At 70.1% G+C, this 21,290-nt stretch carries 16 protein-coding genes; 9 read left to right on the top strand and 7 right to left on the bottom strand.

Going from position 1 to position 21,290, the window contains the following annotated elements; genetic code table 11:
• Positions 1 to 5: 5 nt before the first annotated feature.
• The 5 genes from ACFPZJ_RS36925 to eccCa form a co-directional block, all read right to left on the bottom strand.
• Positions 6 to 1,334 (bottom strand): SUKH-4 family immunity protein, encoded by a 1,329-nt coding sequence (locus tag ACFPZJ_RS36925; protein ID WP_381031041.1) that lies wholly within the window; start codon positions 1,332 to 1,334, stop codon positions 6 to 8.
• A gap of 74 nt (positions 1,335 to 1,408) precedes the next feature.
• Positions 1,409 to 3,337, bottom strand: a complete 1,929-nt coding sequence (locus ACFPZJ_RS36920) for an ATP-binding protein (protein ID WP_381031039.1) — start codon at positions 3,335 to 3,337, stop codon at positions 1,409 to 1,411.
• Positions 3,338 to 3,427: 90 nt separating this feature from the next.
• Entirely contained in the window at positions 3,428 to 3,745 is a 318-nt protein-coding gene (locus ACFPZJ_RS36915; protein WP_381031037.1) for a DUF397 domain-containing protein, read from the bottom strand.
• A gap of 100 nt (positions 3,746 to 3,845) precedes the next feature.
• A complete protein-coding gene (locus tag ACFPZJ_RS36910) occupies positions 3,846 to 4,232 on the bottom strand; it encodes a hypothetical protein (RefSeq protein WP_381031035.1) in 387 nt (128 codons plus the stop codon).
• A gap of 246 nt (positions 4,233 to 4,478) precedes the next feature.
• Positions 4,479 to 8,423 carry a type VII secretion protein EccCa gene (gene eccCa / locus ACFPZJ_RS36905; protein ID WP_381031033.1) on the bottom strand — a complete coding sequence of 1,315 codons (3,945 nt, stop codon included), beginning with the start codon at positions 8,421 to 8,423 and terminating at the stop codon, positions 4,479 to 4,481.
• A 269-nt stretch (positions 8,424 to 8,692) separates the two neighbouring features.
• On the opposite strand from eccCa, the gene eccD reads away from it, so the two are divergent.
• The 6 genes from eccD to ACFPZJ_RS36875 all read left to right on the top strand — a co-directional run bounded on the left by eccD (position 8,693) and on the right by ACFPZJ_RS36875 (position 15,918).
• The gene (eccD, locus tag ACFPZJ_RS36900) at positions 8,693 to 10,150 is read left to right on the top strand and encodes a type VII secretion integral membrane protein EccD (protein WP_381031031.1); all 1,458 of its coding nucleotides are present in this window, start codon (positions 8,693 to 8,695) and stop codon (positions 10,148 to 10,150) included.
• A 207-nt stretch (positions 10,151 to 10,357) separates the two neighbouring features.
• Positions 10,358 to 10,645: a 30S ribosomal protein S15 gene (gene rpsO, locus ACFPZJ_RS36895; protein WP_004982702.1), complete on the top strand. Its 288-nt coding sequence runs from the start codon at positions 10,358 to 10,360 to the stop codon at positions 10,643 to 10,645.
• A gap of 412 nt (positions 10,646 to 11,057) precedes the next feature.
• Positions 11,058 to 13,280, top strand: a complete 2,223-nt coding sequence (locus tag ACFPZJ_RS36890; RefSeq protein ID WP_381031029.1) for a polyribonucleotide nucleotidyltransferase — start codon at positions 11,058 to 11,060, stop codon at positions 13,278 to 13,280.
• A complete protein-coding gene (locus ACFPZJ_RS36885; protein WP_381031027.1) occupies positions 13,277 to 14,656 on the top strand; it encodes a M16 family metallopeptidase in 1,380 nt (459 codons plus the stop codon). The genes ACFPZJ_RS36890 and ACFPZJ_RS36885 overlap by 4 nt, the downstream gene beginning before the upstream one ends.
• Before the next feature lie 43 nt (positions 14,657 to 14,699).
• Entirely contained in the window at positions 14,700 to 15,452 is a 753-nt protein-coding gene (gene dapB / locus ACFPZJ_RS36880; protein ID WP_381031025.1) for a 4-hydroxy-tetrahydrodipicolinate reductase, read from the top strand.
• Positions 15,453 to 15,465: 13 nt separating this feature from the next.
• The gene (locus ACFPZJ_RS36875; protein ID WP_381031024.1) at positions 15,466 to 15,918 is read left to right on the top strand and encodes a tetratricopeptide repeat protein; all 453 of its coding nucleotides are present in this window, start codon (positions 15,466 to 15,468) and stop codon (positions 15,916 to 15,918) included.
• 158 nt (positions 15,919 to 16,076) lie between these two features.
• On the opposite strand, the gene ACFPZJ_RS36870 is transcribed toward ACFPZJ_RS36875, so the two are convergent.
• Together ACFPZJ_RS36870 and ACFPZJ_RS36865 are read right to left on the bottom strand one after the other, a co-directional pair.
• Positions 16,077 to 16,649, bottom strand: a complete 573-nt coding sequence (locus tag ACFPZJ_RS36870; RefSeq protein ID WP_381031022.1) for a PH domain-containing protein — start codon at positions 16,647 to 16,649, stop codon at positions 16,077 to 16,079.
• 113 nt (positions 16,650 to 16,762) lie between these two features.
• On the bottom strand, positions 16,763 to 17,002 hold the full coding sequence (locus ACFPZJ_RS36865) for a hypothetical protein (RefSeq protein ID WP_381031020.1): 240 nt from the start codon (positions 17,000 to 17,002) through the stop codon (positions 16,763 to 16,765).
• Between the two features lie 191 nt (positions 17,003 to 17,193).
• Here ACFPZJ_RS36865 and thyX point away from each other — a divergent pair, with 191 nt between their 5' ends.
• The 3 genes from thyX to ACFPZJ_RS36850 all read left to right on the top strand — a co-directional run bounded on the left by thyX (position 17,194) and on the right by ACFPZJ_RS36850 (position 20,882).
• Positions 17,194 to 17,934 (top strand): FAD-dependent thymidylate synthase, encoded by a 741-nt coding sequence (gene thyX, locus ACFPZJ_RS36860; protein WP_381031019.1) that lies wholly within the window; start codon positions 17,194 to 17,196, stop codon positions 17,932 to 17,934.
• A gap of 208 nt (positions 17,935 to 18,142) precedes the next feature.
• A complete protein-coding gene (dapA, locus tag ACFPZJ_RS36855) occupies positions 18,143 to 19,042 on the top strand; it encodes a 4-hydroxy-tetrahydrodipicolinate synthase (RefSeq protein ID WP_381031017.1) in 900 nt (299 codons plus the stop codon).
• Positions 19,043 to 19,196: 154 nt separating this feature from the next.
• On the top strand, positions 19,197 to 20,882 hold the full coding sequence (locus tag ACFPZJ_RS36850) for a ribonuclease J (RefSeq protein ID WP_381031015.1): 1,686 nt from the start codon (positions 19,197 to 19,199) through the stop codon (positions 20,880 to 20,882).
• Positions 20,883 to 21,290 lie beyond the last annotated feature (408 nt).

Here is a 21,290-nt window from a genome sequence, read left to right as displayed (position 1 = left end):
CCCGGTCAGAACAACCCGTGCCACATCTGCTCGACGATGAGCGACCACCAGGTGTCCGGGTTCGCCAGCGCGGAAGCGTCGACGGCCACCAACTGCGCCTGCAGCGCCGCCACCTCGCCGCCCGCCGCAACCGGATCCAGCCCCCGCATACGCTGCCGCGCGACATCGAGCAGCGCCAGGCAGCGGGCGAAGGCAGCCGCCGAGACATTGACGTACCGAGCCGCGGCCGTGACCGGATCCACCGCCCACACCGCGCCGAGCCCGTCCGGCTGCCCCGCACCCGGCCGGCACTGCACCGCAACCACCGCGACCCCGTCGAAGCCGATCCGCACCAGATGCGCCAGGGCGCCGATCTTCTCCTCGCCGGCCGGGCTGCGCCGCTCGCGCAGATTCGTGGCGACGTCGGTGAACAGGCCGCCGGCCGGAGGGGCGTCGGGCCGGTCGGCGGTGAAGAAGAGCGGGACGTCGGCAGGGAGCCCCGCCCGGGTGAGCGTCGACTTGGTGGTGTCGGGCAACGGGCTGTCGGCGATGTCGTCGGCGTCGTAGCGACGTACGCCGTCCTGACCGAAGACCTCGACGAGATGGCGCCCCAGCGCCACGTCACGCATCGGTTCCGCGGGCGTCACCTGAGCCGGCACCGGGACGCGGTGCGGCCGGGGCGGCGGCTGCTGTCCCGCGATCCGATGCATCGTCTCGACCTGCTCGACCAGCGCCGCGACGCCCTCCGCGCGCGCTTCGGGACGGGCGCCGTAGGTCTGTGAGCAGGAGAGCCGGGCGTTGGGGAAGGCGTTGAGGAGTTCGGCCGTGTAACCGCCGGGGAGCAGGCTGGGGCGCAGGTCGGTGTGGATGGCCAGGACGGTGTCGACGGGGACGTTCATGCGCCGCAGCTCGGCCCACGCCTGGTACTCGGCGGGGGGCAGGCCGGGAGCGGAGGTACGGAAGAGGGTGGTCTCCTCGCCGTTCGCCGGGTCGACGTACGTGAAGACGGCGGTGTTGCCGGGGCCGGTGACCGGACGGGCACCTCCCGCGGAGCCCTCGTCCTGTGCCGCGCCGCCATGCTTCTGCCGGTACATCCGGATGACCTCGTCGACCGGCACCGACGGCCAGACCGTCAGCTCGCCCGTACGGCGGTCCACGACCCCGCACGCGTTGCCGATCTCGGCGGGCGGTCGCCGCTCCCCGGTCACCGGATCACGCTCGGGCTCCGCAGGCGCGGCCCACACGACCCAGCCCAGGTCGAACTCCTGCATCCGCACCTCGCGGCGCGGCTCCGTTGAGCCTTCCGGGTTGAGCCAACGGTCGGCGACGGCGAGCGCCTGCTCCTGGCTGGTCACGGGGAGGCTCCTTCGGAAATGGTCGGTCGAGAGTGGTGAAGAGGGGCGACGGGGCGGGCCCGCCCCGTACGTGCCTACGAGGCTATCGCCGCGTCCGCCGGGCGGATGCGGAGGGCCTTCGCCCCGCGTTCGGTCGCCACGACCAGGATGCCGTCGGGGGACAGGTCGGCGGAGATGAACGGGACGTCGGAGATCAGGGCGGCGACGACCTCCTGACTCGCCCGGTCCCAGACCCGCAGGTAGTCGGCGCCACGGCTCAGCCCCAGCGGGGCGGCGGCCCGCTCGTCCTCGGAGGGACGCAGAATCCGCCCGGGGTCGGCGTCGGGAAGCTGATCAGGTTGCAGGAGGCCATGGACCAGCACCGCGGAACCGCCACCCTCGCCGACCGGCTGCGCACCGGGCGTGCCCGCAGGCACGACGAGGACGGCGACCGGGGCGGCCGGCCCCTCGGGCTGCGGCAGGCTGCCGACGGTCACGGCGCTGACCCCGGGAACAGGCAGGCTCCACAGCGTTCGCCAGGGTAGGTCGAGTCCGAGCCGGCCGTGTATGGCGTCGGCGTACTCGTACAGGCCGTCCTCGACGAACGCGGTCTCCAACAAGGCGGCCCGCAGCACGGCGGGCGCCTGGGTGCGGGTCAGCAGTGGCGCCGTACGCAGGTACGTACGGGCCGGTGCGCCGAGCTCGTCAGCGGGTACGGCTTCGACGGCGGCGCGCAGCGGCACCGGGTCGGCGTGGACGAACAGACCGGGGTCCGTGAGAAGTTGGGGAAGAAGACCCGCCTCCAGCGTGTGGCCCGCGATGTGGTCGCGTACGTACGGGTCGGCCTTGCTCCAGTCCTGCTCCGGCACGGCCTTAAGAAGGGCCATCGCGATCTGCGTCTGAGCGGCGCGGACGTTCGGCAGACCGGCGCGGATCTCGTCACCGATGGCCGGGTGCATCAGCCTCAGCAGCGTACGCCCGCCGTCAGCCCCCTCCGCCTCCTGCTCCTCCGGCTGTACGAAGGGCCCGGCGAGCAGCATCCCGCCCGCGATGGCTTGGCCCATGTCCTGCCCCGCGACCGCACTCGCCAGCCGCGCCCACAGGTGGACGGGCATGCCGTCGGCCTCGGCCAGGGCGAGCGGCGCCAGTAGCAGCCGCAGCGTCTGGGGGTCGGCGCCGAGCCGCCGGGCGTGCAGGTCCAGGGCCTCACCGAGGGAGGTCGGCAGGTGCCTCTCGTCGGCCGGGTCGAAACCCTCCGGAGCCATCAGGAGGCAGTTGACGGCGAGTTGGACGACCAGCGGACTGGTCCCGGCCCGGCGGCCGATGGCCGCTGCCAGGGCGAGGCGGGCGGCGGGGTCGACGGTGAACGGCAGCTCAGGCGCCCCGAACTCCGGGCTCAGCGCAACCTGGGCGTGCAGTACCAGGCCCTCGGGGTCCGCCCACTGCGGCTCGTCGAGATCGATGACCTGGGCGGTGCCGGGCGGCAGTCCCCCGGCCAGCTCGGCGGCCAGGGGGCGCGGCACCTCGGCCAGGAGACGGACGGTCTCTGTGGTGGCGAGGGGGGCGAGGACCTCCCGTACGAGCCGTGCGGGCTCACCCGCGGCCCGGACCGGACCGGCGCGGTCGACGTCCGGCACGACGACGGTCACCGGCTCGTCGAGCGCGGCCAGCTCCGCGTACACCTGCGCGGTGCTGTCGGCGTTCAGCTCGAAGTGGTCGGCGAGCAGCCACAGCAGCTGCGCCGCGGTCAGTCCGTCGGCGGCGGGCACAGCCGGGGCCGGCAGGTCCGGCGGCACCGTCGACGGGTCCATCGCGTCCAGCGGCAGCCGCTTGCGGTAGTCCGGCTCGCACAGCATCAGGAACCCGGTGAGCAGCCGCGAACGCCCGCTGCCCGAGCCGCCGGTGAGGACGACCACGCGCGGAGCGCCGGGCGCGGCCGCGCGCCATGCGGCGAGCGCGCGCAGCGCGGCGGTCCGGCCGCCGATGTGGGGGTGCGGTGGGTAGTCCTCGGTCGAGCCGGTCATGGGTCCCCGTCCTGCGCCATGTCCTGCGCCATGTCCTGAGCCATCGCGGACGCCTTCGCCTACGACCCCGATCTTAGGCTCGCAGGCGACCTAGTCCGCAGACACACCCTCGTTGTGCGGCGCAGGCTCCAGGTCGAACTCCCCGTCCCGCGCCCCGAGTACGAACGCCCGCCACTCCGCCTCGGTGTACCGCAGCACGGTGTCGGGATCGAGGGAGGACCGCATGGCCACCGCACCCTGCGGCAGGTAGGCGATCTCGACCCGCTCCTCGTGCTCCTCGGTGCCGGGCGCGCAGTGCCACTCGACCCCCGAGATGTCGAGCGCATACAGCTCGTCCCGCTCCCGTTCCTTGCGGGCCTTGATGTCCTCGGCCTGAGTCCCGACCTCGTTGTCCCGTGCCTCGGTCATGCTGCTGGGGCCTCTTCCTGACGTGCGGACGACGTACGGGTCTCACCCTACTTGCGCGAGTCCTGCTCACGTTGCGGAATGGGCAGGTCACCCAGAGAGGTCAGAGGTCCTGGCGAGGGCGCAACGTGCTGTGCACGACGCCGGACGGCACCTTCACCTGACCGTCGTACTGCGCGGTCGTCTCCCGCCAGACGGCGTCCTGGTCGGCCTCGTTCCGCTCGTGCGCCACGCCCATCTTGGTGAAGGCGACGCCCATTCCCGCGAGCCGCTCCGCCAGGCTGGCCATCGACTCGTACATGCCGTCGCGCAGGCCCTCGTAGACGACGCCGAACTTCTCGCCGATGTCGTCGTCGCCCCACGGCGGGGTGTCGCCCTTCTCCAGCGCCGTCAGGCCCTGCTTCAGGCGCCGTGCGGCCTGGCCGAAGTCATAGCCGACGTTGAACATGTGGAAGCCCTCGGTCTTGAGGACCGCGGGATCGGAGTTCATGAAGTCCGACGACACAACTGCCCCCCGTGGCTCGTCTTTTCCGTCGCAAGGCAACCTTAGCGCCGGCACCCGTACACGACCCATCCGCAGGTACGGGATCTCCCCTGTACGAGCTGCCCCGGTACGAGATCCCATTGCCGAGACCCACCCACGGGCAACACGGAGGGGCGGCACCCACCCGGGTACCGCCCCTCCGCCCGCGGCGGCCGACCCTCAGAACCGAGGGCCCCCTCAGGACCAGGGCCCTCAGAACCGAGGCGGCAGCCACCCCGTCTGAATGAGCTGCCCACCGCGCCGACGCGTGTGGAAGTACCCACGGCCGGGCGGCAGTTGCGACGGCGTGATGTTGCCCAGCAGCGCGCCCTCGGTACGGTCGCCGGAGAGCACCACGCCCTGGGCGCCCAGCTCGCGCATGCGCTGCATCACCGGCTCGTACAACGACCGGCTCGCACCGCCCGAGGCGCGCGCGATGATGATGCGCAGACCGATGTCACGGGCGAACGGCAGGTACTCCAGGAGCGGGGACAACGGGTTCATGCCGGTCGCCACCAGGTCGTAGTCGTCGACGATGACGAACGCGTCCGGGCTGCTGTACCAGCTGCGGTTGCGCAGCTGCTCGGGCGTGACGTCCGGGCCCGGCATACGGCGGCTCATCGAACCGGCCAGGCCCTCCAGCGTCTCCGTCAGGGCGGGCGCCGACGCGCAGTACCGGGACAGGTGCGTCTCGGACACGCCCTCCAGGTGGGCGCGCCGGTAGTCACCCATGACGATCTTCGCCCGGTCCGGCGTGTAGCGCTCGGTGATCTGCTTGATGAGCAGCCTGAGCAGCGCGGACTTACCGGACTCGCTCTCACCGAACACGATGAACAGCGGGTCCGTCTCGAAGTCGACGAAGACCGGCGACAGCGACGACTCGTCGATGCCGATGGCGACCCCGCGGTCCGGGTGCTCGAAGCCCTTGGGCAGCCGGTCCGACGGCAGCATGGTGGGCAGCAGCCGGACGGCGGGGGCGTGGCTGCCCTGCCAGTTGTCGTTGATGCCGCGGATGAGGATCGACGTGGCCTCGGACAGGTCCTCGGTCGCCGAGGAGCCGTCGACCCGGGGCAGCGCGGTCATGAAGTGCAGCTTGTCCTGGGTCAGACCGCGGCCCGGGACGCTCGCCGGCACGTTCTGTGCGACCTTGCGGTCGATCTCCGACTCGGTCGGGTCGCCGAGCCTGAGCTCGATGCGATTCTGCAGCATGTCCTTGAGGGCGGGCCGCACTTCGGTGTAGCGGCTCGCGGTCAGGATCACGTGCACGCCGAAGCCGAGGCCGCGCGTCGCGATCTCCGTGACGGTGGACTCCAGCAGCTCGTAGTCCGTCTTGAAGGTCGCCCAGCCGTCGATGACCAGGAACACGTCACCCCAGGGCTGGTCGGGCAGCTGCCCGGCGGCCCTGCGCTGCCGGTAGGTCTGGATGGAGTCGATGTTGTGGGCGCGGAAGTACTCCTCCCGCGTGTTGAGGATGCCCTCGACCTCACTGACCGTACGGCGCACCTTCTCGGCGTCGAGACGGTTGGCGACCCCGCCGACGTGTGCCAGCTCCTCCATCGCGATCAGACTGCCACCACCGAAGTCCAGGCAGTAGAACTGCACTTCGGACGGAGTGTGGGTGAGGGCGAACGACGAGATGAGCGAGCGCAGCAGCGTCGACTTGCCGGACTGCGGACCACCGACGAACAGACCGTGCCCCGCACCTCCGGAGAAGTCCCGGTACAGCACGTCACGCCGCTGCTCGAACGGCTTGTCCACCATGCCGACCGGCACATTGAGCCGGCCGAGCGCCGTGTAGTCGGGAGCGGTCAGGCCGCGGTCCTGGGTGACGGCGAGCTGCGGAAGCAGCTGCTCCAGGGAGGGCGCCTCCTCCAGCGGGGGCAGCCACACCTGGTGGGCGGGCGGGCCCTGGTTGATCATCTTGCTGACGATGACGTCCAGGACGGTGTCGGCGAGCGCGTCGTCGACCTGGTCGTCGGCCTCCGGCTCCGGGACGACCGGCTGCGGGGGCAGCTCCACATGGCCCGCCGTGAACAGGGCGGGCCGCAGCTGCGTGGAGCGGCTGACCCGGGACGGGCCCTCGCCGTGGTACGGCCCGGACACGTACGCCGCCTTGAAGCGGACCATGGTGTCGGTGTCGTACCGCAGATAGCCGGAACCGGGGATCGACGGCAGGTGGTAGGCGTCCGGGACGCCGATCGCCGTACGGGACTCGGCGGCGGAGAAGGTCCGCAGACCGATCCGGTACGACAGATAGGTGTCCAGGCCGCGCAGCTTGCCCTCCTCCAGGCGCTGCGAGGCCAGCAGCAGGTGCACACCCAGCGAACGGCCGATACGGCCGATCTGGATGAACATGTCGATGAAGTCCGGCTTGGCGGTGAGGAGTTCGGAGAACTCGTCGAGCACGATCACCAGCGAGGCCATCGGCTCCAGCGCGGCGCCCGCGGCCCGCGCCTTCTCGTAGTCGTGCAGGTTGGCGTAGTTGCCCGCCGAACGCAGCAGCTCCTGCCGGCGCTGCATCTCACCCGTGATCGCGTCGCGCATACGGTCGACGAGGGTGAGGTCGTCGGCGAGGTTGGTGATGACGGCCGCGGTGTGCGGCATGTCCGCCATGCCGGCGAAGGTCGCACCGCCCTTGAAGTCCGCGAGGATGAAGTTCAGCGTCTCCGAGGAGTGCGTGACCGCCAGACCCAGCACCAGCGTGCGCAGCAGCTCGGACTTGCCGGAACCGGTCGCGCCGACGCACAGACCGTGCGGGCCCATGCCCTCCTGCGAGGCCTCCTTCAGGTCGAGCATGACCGGCTCGCCGTTCTCGCCGACACCGATCGGCACCCGCAGCCGCTCGTGCAGGGTGCGCGGACGCCAGGTGCGGGAGACGTCGACGGAGCCGGCGTCGCCGATGCCCATGAGGTCGGTGAAGTCCAGGTTGGACAGGAGGGGCTCGCCCTCTTCCGCGGAGCCGACCCGGAAGGGGGCGAGCTGCCGCGCCAGGGATTCGGCCTGGGCCGCGTTCAGCAGGTCCGGCTTGCCGCTGTAGGCGGACTCGTGGCCGACGAACAGCCGCATCCGGTCCGGCTTGGCGTAGATCGTCAGACCCGCGCGCAGCTCCTCCTCCAGTTCTCCGGGCGCGATCTCCAGGAAGGTGACGCCCTGGAGACCCTCGGCGCTGGCGAGTTCGGAGTCCGGCGGCACGGTGCCGCCGTCGAGCACCACGATCAGGTGCGGCTGGTCGTAGACCGGGTTCGCCTCACGGTTCCAGCGGGGCCTGTCGTCGAGCTGGTCCGCCAGCGCCTCCTCCAGCTCGCCGAGGTCGTCGAAGAGGAGCCGTACCGAGCCCGCTCCGTCCTTGGACTTCGGGTGCTGGCTGTGCGGCAGCCACTTGATCCAGTCCCAGTCCGCCGCCGCGGAGGGGTGCGCCACCACGGCGATCACCAGGTCCTCGGGCGAGTGCAGCGTCGCCAACTGGGCAAGGGCCGAGCGGGCGTTGCCGTAGACCGTGTCGGTCTCGCCGCAGATCGTCACGTGGTAGAAGGCCCGCAGCGAGACGGCGACGGGCAGGTCGTGGAGACTGCCGTGCGCGTCGAGGAAGGCCTTCATGGCCGCCGCGGTGAGCGGCTCCAGCTCGTCCTTCGGGGCCGTCTCCGGGGCGACGAGCGGGGTGTTGAGCTGCTGCACGCCCCGGCCGATCCGTACGGAGGCGAAGTCCGCGTCCGTCGGGCGGCGCTCCCACAGACGCTTGCTGTCGGCCGCCACCGCCCACAGCTGCTCCGGGTCGGGGTGCTGGAAGAGCTGGCTGCTCCGCTGGAGTTCGGCGGTCTTGTGCACGTCCTTGCGGACCTGCTCCAGATAGCGGAAGTAGTCACGCCGGTCCTGGGCCATCCCGGCGCCGCCGCCCTGCCGGGACTTGGCGAACTGGGCGATGGCCATGGCCAGGGTCGAGGCCAGCATCAGCCCGCCGACCACCCTCATGTAGGAGGGCAGGTTGGGCATGAAGAAGAAGCCGACCGAACCCAGCATGCCCATCATGGGCAGCAGGTTCATCAGCATGCTCTCGTCGCCCTCGCGTGGAATCTCGGGCGGCGTCTCGAGTTTGACCTCGCCGTCCGGGACGGCCGGGGGCACTGTCCGCGGCGGCCGTTTGATGATGACGACGCTCACCGATGCACTCATCCTTCGCGATTGATACGTCCTGGCACCGACGCCCCCGTGTACCGCGACGTGTTCTCGTTCGCGTAGGCGTCGTTCGCGTAGGCGTCGATCCTACTGATGCGCCTGATGCGGGGAGAGCCAGGAGGATGGAGATGCCAAGGGGGTACGGGGAGAATTGAGGGAGGCAGGCCCTGTGCCCCGCGCGGCAGCGGATAAGGTGGCGCTTCGCGTCGTACGAGCGGCGTGCAGCAGTCTTGTCTAGCAGGGGGAAACACCAGGTGAGCACGGGGACTTCGACAGGTTTCTGCCGAATCACCATCGCAGCGCCGGACAGTCGTGTCGACGTCGCGCTTCCGGAGGACCTGCCGATCCAGGATCTCTTCCCTGAGATCGTCAGGCTCTCGGGCCTGGTGCAGTCGGACACCAGCCCCGCCGGCTACCACCTCGTGACCCGCGAGGGCCAGGTGCTCGACGCGAGCCGTTCGTTGCTGGAGCACCGGGTCAGGGACGGCGAGGTACTGCTGCTGCGGACCTTCGCCGACTCCCTGCCGCCGGCCGTCCACGACGACGTGGTCGACGCGATCGCGCAGGCGGTCAAGCAGGACATCCGCAGCTGGAACGACAACCTGATGCGGGTGGCCGGTCTCGTCGCCGGGTCGGTGCTGCTGGTCATGCTCGGCTTCGTGTTCTGGTTCGCGGACCCGGTGCGGCACGACATGAACGGCCTCCAGGGCATCCTCGCCGGAGTGACCGCACTCGCCCTGACGTCGCTCGCCGGCGTCCGGGCCCGGGTGTACGAGGACCGCGGCTCCGCCGTCGCGCTCGGCGTCTCGGCGCTGCCGCACGCGCTCATCGCGGGCTCGGGTGTCATCCCCCAGGACGCGGGCGAAGGCCCGGGCAGGCTCCAGTTCCTCGTCGGCTGCGTCGCCGTGCTGCTCTGCTCCGTCGTGCTGATCATGCTGCTGCCGCAGGGGGACGCCCCGTTCGTTGCCGCGGCGCTGGCCGCCGGGATCGGCACGCTCGCCGTCTTCTGCGGTGTCCTCACCGAGGCGGAGCCGCGGGAGATCGCCGCCGGCACCGCCGTCGTCGCGCTGGCCGTCGTCGGCTTCCTGCCCGGCTGGTCGGCCCGCTTCGCCAAGCTGCCGATCGGCTTCCGCAACCCCGAGGACCTCGCCAGGGCCCGCCGCGAGGGCCACGAGCGGGACGTCGAGGCCATCGACGTCCAGCGCATCGTCGCGCAGACCAGCCGGGGCCACGAACTGCTGCTCGGAATGGTCGGCGGCTGTGCCGCCGTGATCATCGGCGCGGGCGGCGCGGTGCTCGGCTTCAGCGACAGCGGCTGGGCCCAGCTGCTGGCCCTGTGCACCGGCCTCGCCGCGATGCTGCGGGCGCGCCTGTTCCGCTACACGGCCCAGGTCAGCTGCCTGTTCGTGGCCGGCGTCGGCACGCTCGCCCTGCTGGTCCTCGGCCTCGCGATCTCGCCGCCGGCCGACGTCATCAGGGAACTGCTCCAGGGCAACTCCGGCCCGGTCGACGTACGGACCCTGTGGCTGGGCGCCACGGTCGCGGTGGTCGTGCTGATCCTGATCGCCATCGCCCTGATCGTGCCGCAGAAGGGGCTCTCTCCCTTCTGGGGCCGCATGCTGGACCTCGCGGACTCGCTCGTGCTGCTCTCCCTGGTCCCGATCTGCCTGGCCGTCCTGGACGTCTACAGCAGGGTCCGCGGCGGTATCTGAGGTCCCCGGGCCGGGGCGGCCGGCCCAGCGGGAATCCGGCCACGTTCGGGCTGGTACCCTGGCTGACGGCCGTTCGTGTACGCACCCCCGGAGCCCATCGCTCTGGAGGCCGCGCCCAGCGGATCCCCGCCTTCCGAGTCACGGAAGATCCCCCGAGAAGAAGACCGGGGGCACTCGGTGGCAATTCACAGACTATGAGGAGTACGCGTGTCGCTCGACGCCGCTACGAAGAAGCAGATCATCTCCGAGTTCGGTACCAAGGAGGGTGACACCGGCTCCCCCGAGGTCCAGGTCGCTCTGCTGTCCCGTCGGATCTCCGACCTGACCGAGCACCTCAAGACCCACAAGCACGACCACCACTCCCGCCGTGGTCTGCTGATCCTGGTCGGTCAGCGCCGCCGGCTGCTGCAGTACCTCGCCAAGAAGGACATCCAGCGCTTCCGTGCGCTGGTCGACCGCCTCGGCATCCGCCGCGGCGCGGCGGGCGCCAAGTAAGACGCCGTGAAGGGAGCGGTTCCCTGGGGAAAGGGGGACCGCTCCCTTTGCTGTACGTGCGGAGTGTCACTGACGCTTTGTAGTGTGGTAGCACAACGCAATAGGTACGACTCACAGTGATGACCCGGTCCTGTACCGGGTACGTGGTCACACGAAGGTCGACACGACCGTCACCACGGTCACCACGACCGTCACCACGACGGACGTCATCCCGGCGACCGTCACAGGACGACGAGAAAACGAGGAGAAGCGCACCTCGCCGCCGCCGGTCCTCGGTAGTGGCCCCCGGGCACGAGCCCCGGGTGCTTCGATCGAAGACCGGCCCGCACCAGACGGAGCGCTTCTCCGCCACCGTCCCCCCGCCACGCGGGCGAGGAGGGACGAAAGACGACAAGTAACGGAGAAAACGCTAGTGGAGAACGAGACCCACTACGCCGAGGCCGTCATCGACAACGGCGCCTTCGGTACCCGCACCATCCGCTTCGAGACGGGCCGCCTGGCCAAGCAGGCCGCCGGCTCCGCCGTGGCGTACCTGGACGACGACACCATGGTGCTGTCGGCCACCACCGCCTCCAAGAACCCCAAGGACCAGCTCGACTTCTTCCCGCTGACGGTGGACGTCGAGGAGCGGATGTACGCCGCCGGCAAGATCCCCGGCAGCTTCTTCCGCCGTGAGGGCCGGCCCTCCGAGGACGCGATCCTCACCTGCCGCCTCATCGACCGCCCGCTGCGCCCGTCCTTCAAGAAGGGCCTGCGCAACGAGATCCAGGTCGTCGCCACGATCATGGCGCTCAACCCCGACCACCTGTACGACGTCGTGGCGATCAACGCCGCGTCCGCGTCCACGCAGCTGGCCGGCCTGCCCTTCTCCGGCCCGATCGGCGGCGTCCGCGTCGCGCTGATCCGCGGCCAGTGGGTGGCCTTCCCGACGCACACCGAGCTCGAGGACGCCGTCTTCGACATGGTCGTCGCGGGCCGCGTCCTGGAGGACGGCGACGTCGCGATCATGATGGTCGAGGCCGAGGCCACCGAGAAGACGATCAAGCTGGTCGAGGGCGGCGCCGAGGCGCCCACCGAGGAGGTCGTCGCCGCCGGTCTGGACGCCGCGAAGCCCTACATCAAGGTGCTCTGCAAGGCCCAGTCGGACCTCGCCGCCAAGGCCGCCAAGCCCACCGCCGAGTTCCCGATCTTCCTGGACTACCAGGACGACGTGTTCGAGGCGCTGACCGCCGCCGTCAAGCCCGAGCTCGCCCAGGCGCTCACCATCGCCGGCAAGCAGGAGCGCGAGGCCGAGCTCGACCGCGTCAAGCAGCTCGCCGCCGAGAAGCTCCTGCCGGAGTTCGAGGGCCGCGAGAAGGAGATCTCCGCCGCGTACCGCTCGCTCACCAAGCAGCTGGTCCGCGAGCGCGTGATCAAGGAGAAGAAGCGCATCGACGGCCGCGGTGTCACCGACATCCGCACGCTGGCCGCCGAGGTCGAGGCGATCCCGCGGGTGCACGGCTCGGCCCTTTTCGAGCGCGGTGAGACCCAGATCCTGGGCGTCACCACCCTCAACATGCTCCGCATGGAGCAGCAGCTGGACACCCTCTCGCCGGTGACCCGCAAGCGCTACATGCACAACTACAACTTCCCGCCGTACTCCACCGGTGAGACCGGCCGCGTCGGCTCCCCGAAGCGCCGCGAGATCGGCCACGGCGCCCTCGCCGAGCGCGCCCTGATCCCGGTCCTGCCGACCCGTGAGGAGTTCCCGTACGCGATCCGTCAGGTGTCCGAGGCCCTCGGCTCCAACGGCTCGACGTCCATGGGCTCGGTCTGCGCCTCCACCATGTCGCTGCTGAACGCCGGTGTGCCGCTCAAGGCCCCGGTCGCCGGTATCGCCATGGGCCTGATCTCCCAGGAGATCGAGGGCGAGACGCACTACGTCACCCTCACCGACATCCTCGGTGCGGAGGACGCCTTCGGCGACATGGACTTCAAGGTCGCCGGCACCAAGGAGTTCGTGACCGCCCTCCAGCTCGACACCAAGCTGGACGGCATCCCGGCCTCCGTCCTGGCCGCCGCCCTGAAGCAGGCCCGTGACGCCCGCCTCCACATCCTCGACGTGATGATGGAGGCCATCGACCGGCCCGACGAGATGTCCCCGCACGCCCCGCGGATCATCACCGTCAAGATCCCGGTCGACAAGATCGGTGAGGTCATCGGCCCCAAGGGCAAGATGATCAACCAGATCCAGGAGGACACGGGCGCCGAGATCACCATCGAGGACGACGGCACGATCTACATCGGTGCCGCCGACGGCCCCTCCGCCGAGGCCGCCCGCGCCACGATCAACGGCATCGCCAACCCGACGATGCCCGAGGTCGGCGAGCGCTACCTCGGTACGGTCGTCAAGACGACCACCTTCGGCGCGTTCGTCTCCCTGCTGCCCGGCAAGGACGGTCTGCTGCACATCTCGCAGATCCGCAAGCTGGCCGGCGGCAAGCGCGTGGAGAACGTCGAGGACGTGCTCGGCGTGGGCCAGAAGGTCCAGGTCGAGATCGCCGAGATCGACTCCCGCGGCAAGCTCTCCCTCGTCCCCGTGATCGAGGGCGAGGAAGGTTCTGCCGACGAGAAGAAGGACGACGCCGACCAGTGACGTCCCGTGGCTTCAAGGCGACGGCCCGCACCTCCTCGGAGGCGCGGGCCGTCGCCCGTACCCAAACCCTGATCAAGGGCACCAACGGCATCGGCACCGTCCGCAAGACCACCCTCCCCGGTGGCCTGCGCATCGTCACCGAAACGCTGCCCTCGGTCCGCTCGGCGACCTTCGGCATCTGGGCGCACGTCGGCTCCCGCGACGAGACCCCGGCCCTGAACGGCGCCACGCACTACTTGGAGCACCTGCTCTTCAAGGGCACCACCCGCAGGTCCGCCCTGGACATCTCCTCCGCCATCGACGCGGTCGGCGGCGAGATGAACGCGTTCACGGCGAAGGAGTACACGTGCTACTACGCGCGCGTGCTCGACACGGACCTGCCGCTCGCCATCGACGTCGTGTGCGACATGCTCACGGACTCCCAGATCCTGGAGGAGGACGTCGACGTCGAGCGCGGCGCCATCCTCGAAGAGATCGCCATGACCGAGGACGACCCGGGCGACTGCGTGCACGACCTGTTCGCGCACACGATGTTCGGCGACAACCCCCTCGGCCGCCCGGTCCTCGGCACGGTCGACACGGTCAACGCCCTCACCGCCGACCGCATCCGCCGCTTCTACAAGAAGCACTACGACCCGACCCACCTCGTGGTCGCCTGCGCCGGCAACATCGACCACGGCAAGGTCGTACGCCAGGTCCGTGCCGCCTTCGAGAAGGCGGGCGCCTTCCGCGACCTCGACGCCGAGCCCGTCGCCCCGCGCGGCGGCAGCCGCGCCATCCGCACGGCGGGCCGGGTCGACCTGGTCGGCCGCAAGACGGAGCAGGCGCACGTCGTCCTCGGCATGCCGGGCCTGTCCCGCACGGACGAGCGCCGCTGGGCCCTCGGCGTGCTGAACACCGCGCTCGGCGGCGGCATGTCCTCCCGTCTCTTCCAGGAGGTCCGCGAGAAGCGCGGCCTGGCCTACAGCGTGTACTCGTACACCTCCGGGTTCGCCGACTGCGGACTGTTCGGCGTGTACGCGGGCTGCCGCCCCTCGCAGGTGCACGACGTGCTGAAGATCTGCCGCGACGAGCTCGACCACGTCGCCGAGCACGGACTGTCGGACGACGAGATGGAGCGGGCCGTCGGCCAGCTGCAGGGCTCCACGGTCCTCGGCCTGGAGGACACCGGCGCGCTGATGAACCGCATCGGCAAGAGCGAGCTGTGCTGGGGCGAGCAGATGTCCGTCGACGACATGCTGGCCCGGATAGCCTCGGTGACACCGGACGACGTCCGCTCGGTCGCCCGTGAGGTCCTGGGCCGCCGGCCCTCCCTGTCGGTCATCGGCCCGCTGAAGGACAAGCAGGCCTCCCGGCTGCACGACGCCGTCGCCTGACGACGTCCGTCTTCGGTACATCCGAGGTAAGGAAGCAAGAGAGATGAGCAAGCTGCGCGTGGCGGTCCTCGGCGCGAAGGGCCGCATCGGATCCGAGGCGGTACGGGCGGTCGAGGCCGCCGACGACATGGAACTGGTCGCCGCCCTCGGCCGAGGCGACAAGCTGGAGACGCTGGCCGACACCGGCGCCCAGGTCGCGGTCGAGCTGACCACCCCCGCCTCGGTCATGGGCAACCTCGACTTCTGCGTACGCCACGGCATCCACGCGGTCGTCGGTACGACGGGCTGGACCGACGACCGCCTCGCGCAGCTGAAGGGCTGGCTGGACCAGTCCCCGGAGACGGGTGTGCTCATCGCGCCGAACTTCTCCATCGGGGCCGTCCTCACCATGAAGTTCGCGCAGATCGCCGCGCCCTACTTCGAATCCGTCGAGGTCGTGGAACTGCACCACCCGAACAAGGTCGACGCCCCCTCCGGCACCGCCACGCGCACCGCCCAGCTCATCGCCGAGGCGCGCGCCAAGGCGGGCAGCGCCCCCGCCCCGGACGCCACGGTGACCGCCCTGGACGGCGCCCGCGGAGCGAACGTCGACGGCGTCCCGGTCCACGCGGTCCGCCTGCGCGGTCTGCTGGCCCACCAGGAGGTGCTGCTCGGCGGCGAGGGGGAGACCCTCACCGTCCGCCACGACTCCCTCCACCACAGCAGCTTCATGCCGGGCATCCTGCTCGGTGTGCGCCGCGTCGTGACCACTCCGGGCCTCACCTTCGGCCTGGAACACTTCCTGGACCTGAACTGAGCCCCCTGCGGTCATGCGCGCGAAGATCTCCTACGCCGTCACGGCCGCCGTCCTGGTCGTCTACTTCGTCCTGGTCGGCAGCCGCGGCGTCCTGCTCATTCAGACCGGCACGCCCCTCACCGTCGCCTTCGGCGTCGCGGTGCTGATCCTGCCGGTCATCGGCCTGTGGTTCCTGTGGAAGAACACCGAGTTCGTCCGCAGGGCCAACCAGCTCGCCGCCGAACTCGACGCCGAGGGCGGCCTGCCCGTCGACGAGCTGAAACGCACCCCCAGCGGCCGTATCGACCGGGACTCGGCCGACGAGGTCTTCGCCAGGCGCAAGGCCGAGACGGAGGCGGCGCCGGACGACTGGCGCACCTGGTTCCGCCTGGCCGTCGCCTACCACGACGCCCGCGACACCCCGCGCGCCCGCAAGGCGATGCAGCGCGCGATCGCCCTGCACGACGGCAAACAGGTCCAGGTCTGAGCTCACCCGGACGAGCCCACGCCGTACGCCCGGGGCCCCTGCCCTCACAGAGCCGGGCCGCACCCGACGCGGCGCCCCGACCGAGCACCGAAGGGGGCTGGTGCGCAACCGCTGCGCACCAGCCCCCTTCCTGCCGTTCTCCCTACCCGGACCCGGGCTCAGCCGCGCACCGGTGCGGCCCCGGGGCTGTGCTCCGCGGCCCAGGCCTCGATCGTGTCAGCCGCGCGGTCGAACGCCGCCGGCCGCGCGAGGAAGTCCGCGTTGTGCGTCGTCAGCAGCGGCGGCACCTCGCCCGTCGACCGGTCACGCCGTACGAGGACCAGCGCCTGCCCCTGCACCGTCCGCGGCAGCCCCAGCCAGCGCACCGGCTGTTGCACCGTACGCACGGAGGCCACCTGCTCCCAGGGCGCCGTACGCGTGCTGAGCAGACCCACGCGACGCAACCCCCGGGCACTGACCCACACACCCATGCGCAGCAGCCGCAGGGCGGCGACGATGACGATCAGCGCGATGCCGAACACCGCTGCGGCCGACGCCGGCGGGGCCGTCGCCGCGATGATCACCGCCGCGAACAGCACGAAGGAGGCGAGCAGCAGCGCGAGCGCCCCCACCCCCACGCGCCACGGTCCTGGACGGTACGGGCGCCGCCAGCGGTCCCGGTCGTCGTGCGGCAGCGGGACATCGTCCGCTCCCTCGAAAGCGCGGTCGGCCGTCAGGAAGGGCAGGGGCACGACTGGTCCTCACTCGATCCATGCAGGGGCTGTGCCCGGTGAGGCTACCGATCTGTGTCCCCGGTCACCACTGTCGGGGGTCCGGACGGGGTCGGTACCGGCCGCGGGGCGGCTCAGCGGTTCTCGGACGCCTGTGACTGCTGGGTCTGCGTGGCCGGGTGATCGAGGGACAGCGCGGGCATACCGACGACCAGCGAGCCCACGAGAGCGGCGATGATGGTGAGGCCCAGCAGCCAGCGCCCCGCTATCTCACCGGCGGACGCCCGCGCGCGGGGCGGGGGAGTGACATTGCTGCGGAACCTGTCGGCTTCGACGAGGAAGGCGAACGGGACGGGTTCACGCCGACCGGACATCGGGTGTGCGGCTCCCTTCTGGGGTTGAAACGGACCACTGTCATCCTTAGAGACGAAGGAACTCCCCGAGAGGTGCCCGGTTTCACCGACTTCATGGCGGCGCGGCGCGAAAGCCCCGAACGGCGGCCCCCGGCGGGGCGGGCCGTAGAGTGGCGTCCCTAAGACGACGAGATGGGAAGGCCCTCCGAACAGTGACCCAGACGCCCGACGACGACTTCAAGATCGACCTGCGCAGCGATGTCACCGTCGAGCTGGTGAAACACAGCGCGACGGACTCCGACGTGCTGTTCGCGGCGCGTGTCTCGACCCTCGGGGAGCAGTCCCTGGACGAGCTCAAGAAGGATGCGGAGCGCTCGAAGGGCCTGATCAACTACCTGATGCGGGACCGGCACGGCAGCCCGTTCGAGCACAACTCGATGACCTTCTTCGTCAGCGCCCCGATCTTCGTGTTCCGTGAGTTCATGCGGCACCGCGTGGGCTGGTCCTACAACGAGGAGTCGGGCCGCTACCGCGAGCTGCAGCCCGTCTTCTACGTGCCGGACGCCTCCCGCAAGCTCGTCCAGCAGGGACGGCCGGGCAAGTACGAGTTCGTCGAGGGCACCCCCGAGCAGCACCAGCTGGTCGGTGAGGCGATGGAGGAGTCCTACCGCCAGGCCTACCGGACGTACCGCGAGATGCTCGCCGCCGGCGTCGCCCGCGAGGTCGCCCGATCGGTCCTGCCCGTCGGCCTCTACTCCTCGATGTACGCCACCTGCAACGCCCGCTCGCTGATGCACTTCCTCGGCCTGCGCACGCAGCACGAGCTGGCCAAGGTCCCGTCCTTCCCGCAGCGGGAGATCGAGATGGTCGGGGAGAAGATGGAGGCCGAGTGGGCCAGGCTCATGCCCCTCACGTACGCAGCCTTCAACGCCAACGGGCGTGTGGCGCCGTAACGCACCCCGTTCGCCGGCCGGGGACACATGTGCGCATCAGCCCTGCGAAGTGTCCGTATTGCGGCATTTAGAGAAGTTCATCTAGCCTGATCAAACGGGTCCGGCACTGCTTGAACCCCCGAGCAGGCAGTGCCGGGCTCCCCCATGTCATGACTTGTCGCCTGCCCTAGGGCAGACCCCGTCCTGAGCAACGAGTAGCGTGTAACCCATGGCTCCGACCTCCACTCCGCAGACCCCCTTCGGGCGGGTCCTCACCGCCATGGTCACGCCCTTCACGGCGGACGGCGCACTCGACCTCGACGGCGCACAGCGGCTCGCCACGCACCTGGTGGACGCAGGCAACGACGGCCTGATCATCAACGGCACCACCGGCGAGTCCCCGACCACCAGCGACGCGGAGAAAGCGGATCTCGTACGAACGGTCCTGGAGGCGGTCGGCGACCGGGCCCACGTCGTGGCCGGCGTCGGCACCAACGACACCCACCACAGCATCGAGCTCGCCCGCGCGGCGGAGCGCGTCGGCGCACACGGCCTCCTGGTCGTGACCCCCTACTACAACAAGCCCCCGCAGGAAGGCCTGTACCGGCACTTCACGGCCATCGCCGACGCCACGGAACTGCCGGTCATGCTGTACGACATCCCCGGCCGCAGCGGCGTCCCGATCAACACCGAGACGCTCGTCAGGCTCGCCCAGCACCCCAGAATCGTCGCCAACAAGGATGCCAAGGGCGACCTCGGCCGCGCGAGCTGGGCCATCGCGCGCTCGCGACTCGCCTGGTACTCCGGCGACGACATGCTGAACCTGCCCCTGCTGTCGGTGGGCGCGGTCGGCTTCGTCTCGGTCGTCGGCCACCTGGTCACCCCCGAGCTGCGCGCCCTGGTCGAGGCGTACGCCTCGGGCGACGTCCAGAAGGCGACCGAGATCCACCAGAAGCTGCTCCCGGTCTACACCGGCATGTTCCGCACCCAGGGCGTGATGACCACCAAGGCCGCGCTCGCCCTCAAGGGCCTGCCCGGCGGTCCGCTGCGCGCCCCCATGGTGGAGTGCACGCCGGAAGAGATCGAGCAGCTCAAGCTCGATCTCGCCGCAGGCGGGGTACAGCTTTAACACCAAGACTTCGCGCGACCGCTCGCGCACGAAACTCCACAACTGAATACGCGGGCCACCGGTGCCCGCACCCCACACGACAACTGCTTCTGCACGAACGTCATGCGCGCCACGTGCCCTACCGGTACGTGGCGCGTGTGGTGAGGAGAGTCTTTTGAGTCATCCGCATCCTGAACTCAGCCCGCCCCCGCCGCTCCCCGAAGGCGGGCTGCGGGTCACACCGCTCGGCGGCCTCGGCGAGATCGGCCGGAACATGACGGTCTTCGAGTACGGCGGCCGCCTTCTGATCGTCGACTGCGGGGTGCTCTTCCCGGAGGAGGAGCAGCCCGGAATCGACCTGATCCTGCCGGACTTCTCGTCCATCAGGGACCGCCTCGACGACATCGAGGGCATCGTCCTCACTCACGGTCACGAGGACCACATCGGCGGCGTCCCCTACCTCCTGCGCGAGAAGGCCGACATCCCGCTGATCGGCTCCAAGCTGACCCTCGCCCTCATCGAGGCCAAGCTCCAGGAGCACCGCATCCGCCCGTACACCCTGGAGGTGGCGGAGGGACACCGCGAGCGCATCGGCCCGTTCGACTGCGAGTTCGTCGCGGTCAACCACTCCATCCCCGACGCGCTGGCGGTCGCCATCCGCACCCCCGCGGGCATGGTGGTCCACACCGGCGACTTCAAGATGGACCAGCTGCCGCTGGACAACCGCCTCACGGACCTCCACGCGTTCGCACGGCTGAGCGAGGAGGGCATCGACCTCCTCCTGTCCGACTCCACGAACGCCGAGGTCCCCGGCTTCACACCGCACGAGCGGGACATCTCCAACGTCCTGCGCCAGGTCTTCGCCGGTGCCCGCAAGCGCATCATCGTGGCGAGCTTCGCCAGCCATGTCCACCGCATCCAGCAGATCCTGGACGCGGCGTACGAGTACGGCCGCCGGGTCGCCTTCGTCGGCCGCTCGATGGTCCGCAACATGGGCATCGCGAGGGACCTCGGATACCTCAAGGTCCCGCCAGGGCTGGTGGTGGACGTCAAGACGCTGGACGACCTCCCCGACAGCGAGGTGGTCCTGGTCTGCACGGGCTCGCAGGGCGAACCGATGGCGGCCCTGTCCCGGATGGCCAACCGCGACCACCAGATCCGTATCGTCGAAGGCGACACGGTGATCCTGGCGTCGTCGCTGATCCCCGGCAACGAGAACGCCGTGTACCGGGTGATCAACGGCCTGACCCGCTGGGGAGCGAACGTCGTCCACAAGGGCAACGCGAAGGTCCACGTCTCGGGCCACGCGTCAGCGGGCGAGCTGCTGTACTTCTACAACATCTGCCGCCCGAAGAACCTGATGCCGGTGCACGGCGAATGGCGCCATCTGCGCGCCAACGCCGAACTGGGAGCCATGACCGGCGTCCCGCACGACCGCATCGTCATCGCCGAGGACGGCGTGGCCGTCGACCTCGTCGAGGGCAAGGCCAAGATCTCCGGGAAGGTCCAGGCGGGATACGTGTACGTCGACGGCCTCTCCGTCGGCGACGTCGGTGAGCCGGCTCTGAAGGACCGCAAGATCCTCGGCGACGAGGGCATCATCTCGGTCTTCGTGGTGATCGACTCGTCGACCGGCAAGATCACCGGCGGCCCGCACATCCAGGCCCGCGGCTCCGGCATCGAGGACTCCGCGTTCGGCGACGTGATCCCCAAGATCACCGAGTCCCTCGAGCGCTCCGCCCAGGAGGGCATCGTGGAGCCCCACCAGCTCCAGCAGCTGGTGCGCCGCACGCTGGGCAAGTGGGTGTCGGACACGTACCGGCGCAGGCCGATGATCCTGCCTGTGGTGGTGGAGGTCTGACGGACCGTCGGACCCTGGTCCGCGCGAACTGGGAGCGGGGCGCCTCGATTTGCATCGAGGCGCCCCGCTCCAGTACGTTTACAACTCCGCTCGATCGGGAACCCGGCCACCTCGTGCGCCGGATCCGGTTCCCTGAGGGGGCGGAAATTCCGACTCAGAACCTCTGATAAAGTCGGAAGCGCCGGAAAGGGAAACGCGGAAGCGGGACCTGGAAAGGCAGCCGAAAGGCAAATCCCGCCGACCGGGAATCGGGTCCGAAAGGATCTGATAGAGTCGGAAAAACCGAAGGGAAGCGCCCGGAGGAAAGCCCGAGAGGGTGAGTACGAAGGAAGCGTCCGTTCCTTGAGAACTCAACAGCGTGCCAAAAGTCAACGCCAGATATGTTGATACCCCGTCTCCGGCCATTCG

The organism is Streptomyces bullii (assembly GCF_042657145.1).
In the GTDB taxonomy this organism is placed as follows: Bacteria; Actinomycetota; Actinomycetes; order Streptomycetales; family Streptomycetaceae; genus Streptomyces; species Streptomyces bullii.
This window is presented reverse-complemented; position numbering and strand designations above follow the sequence as displayed.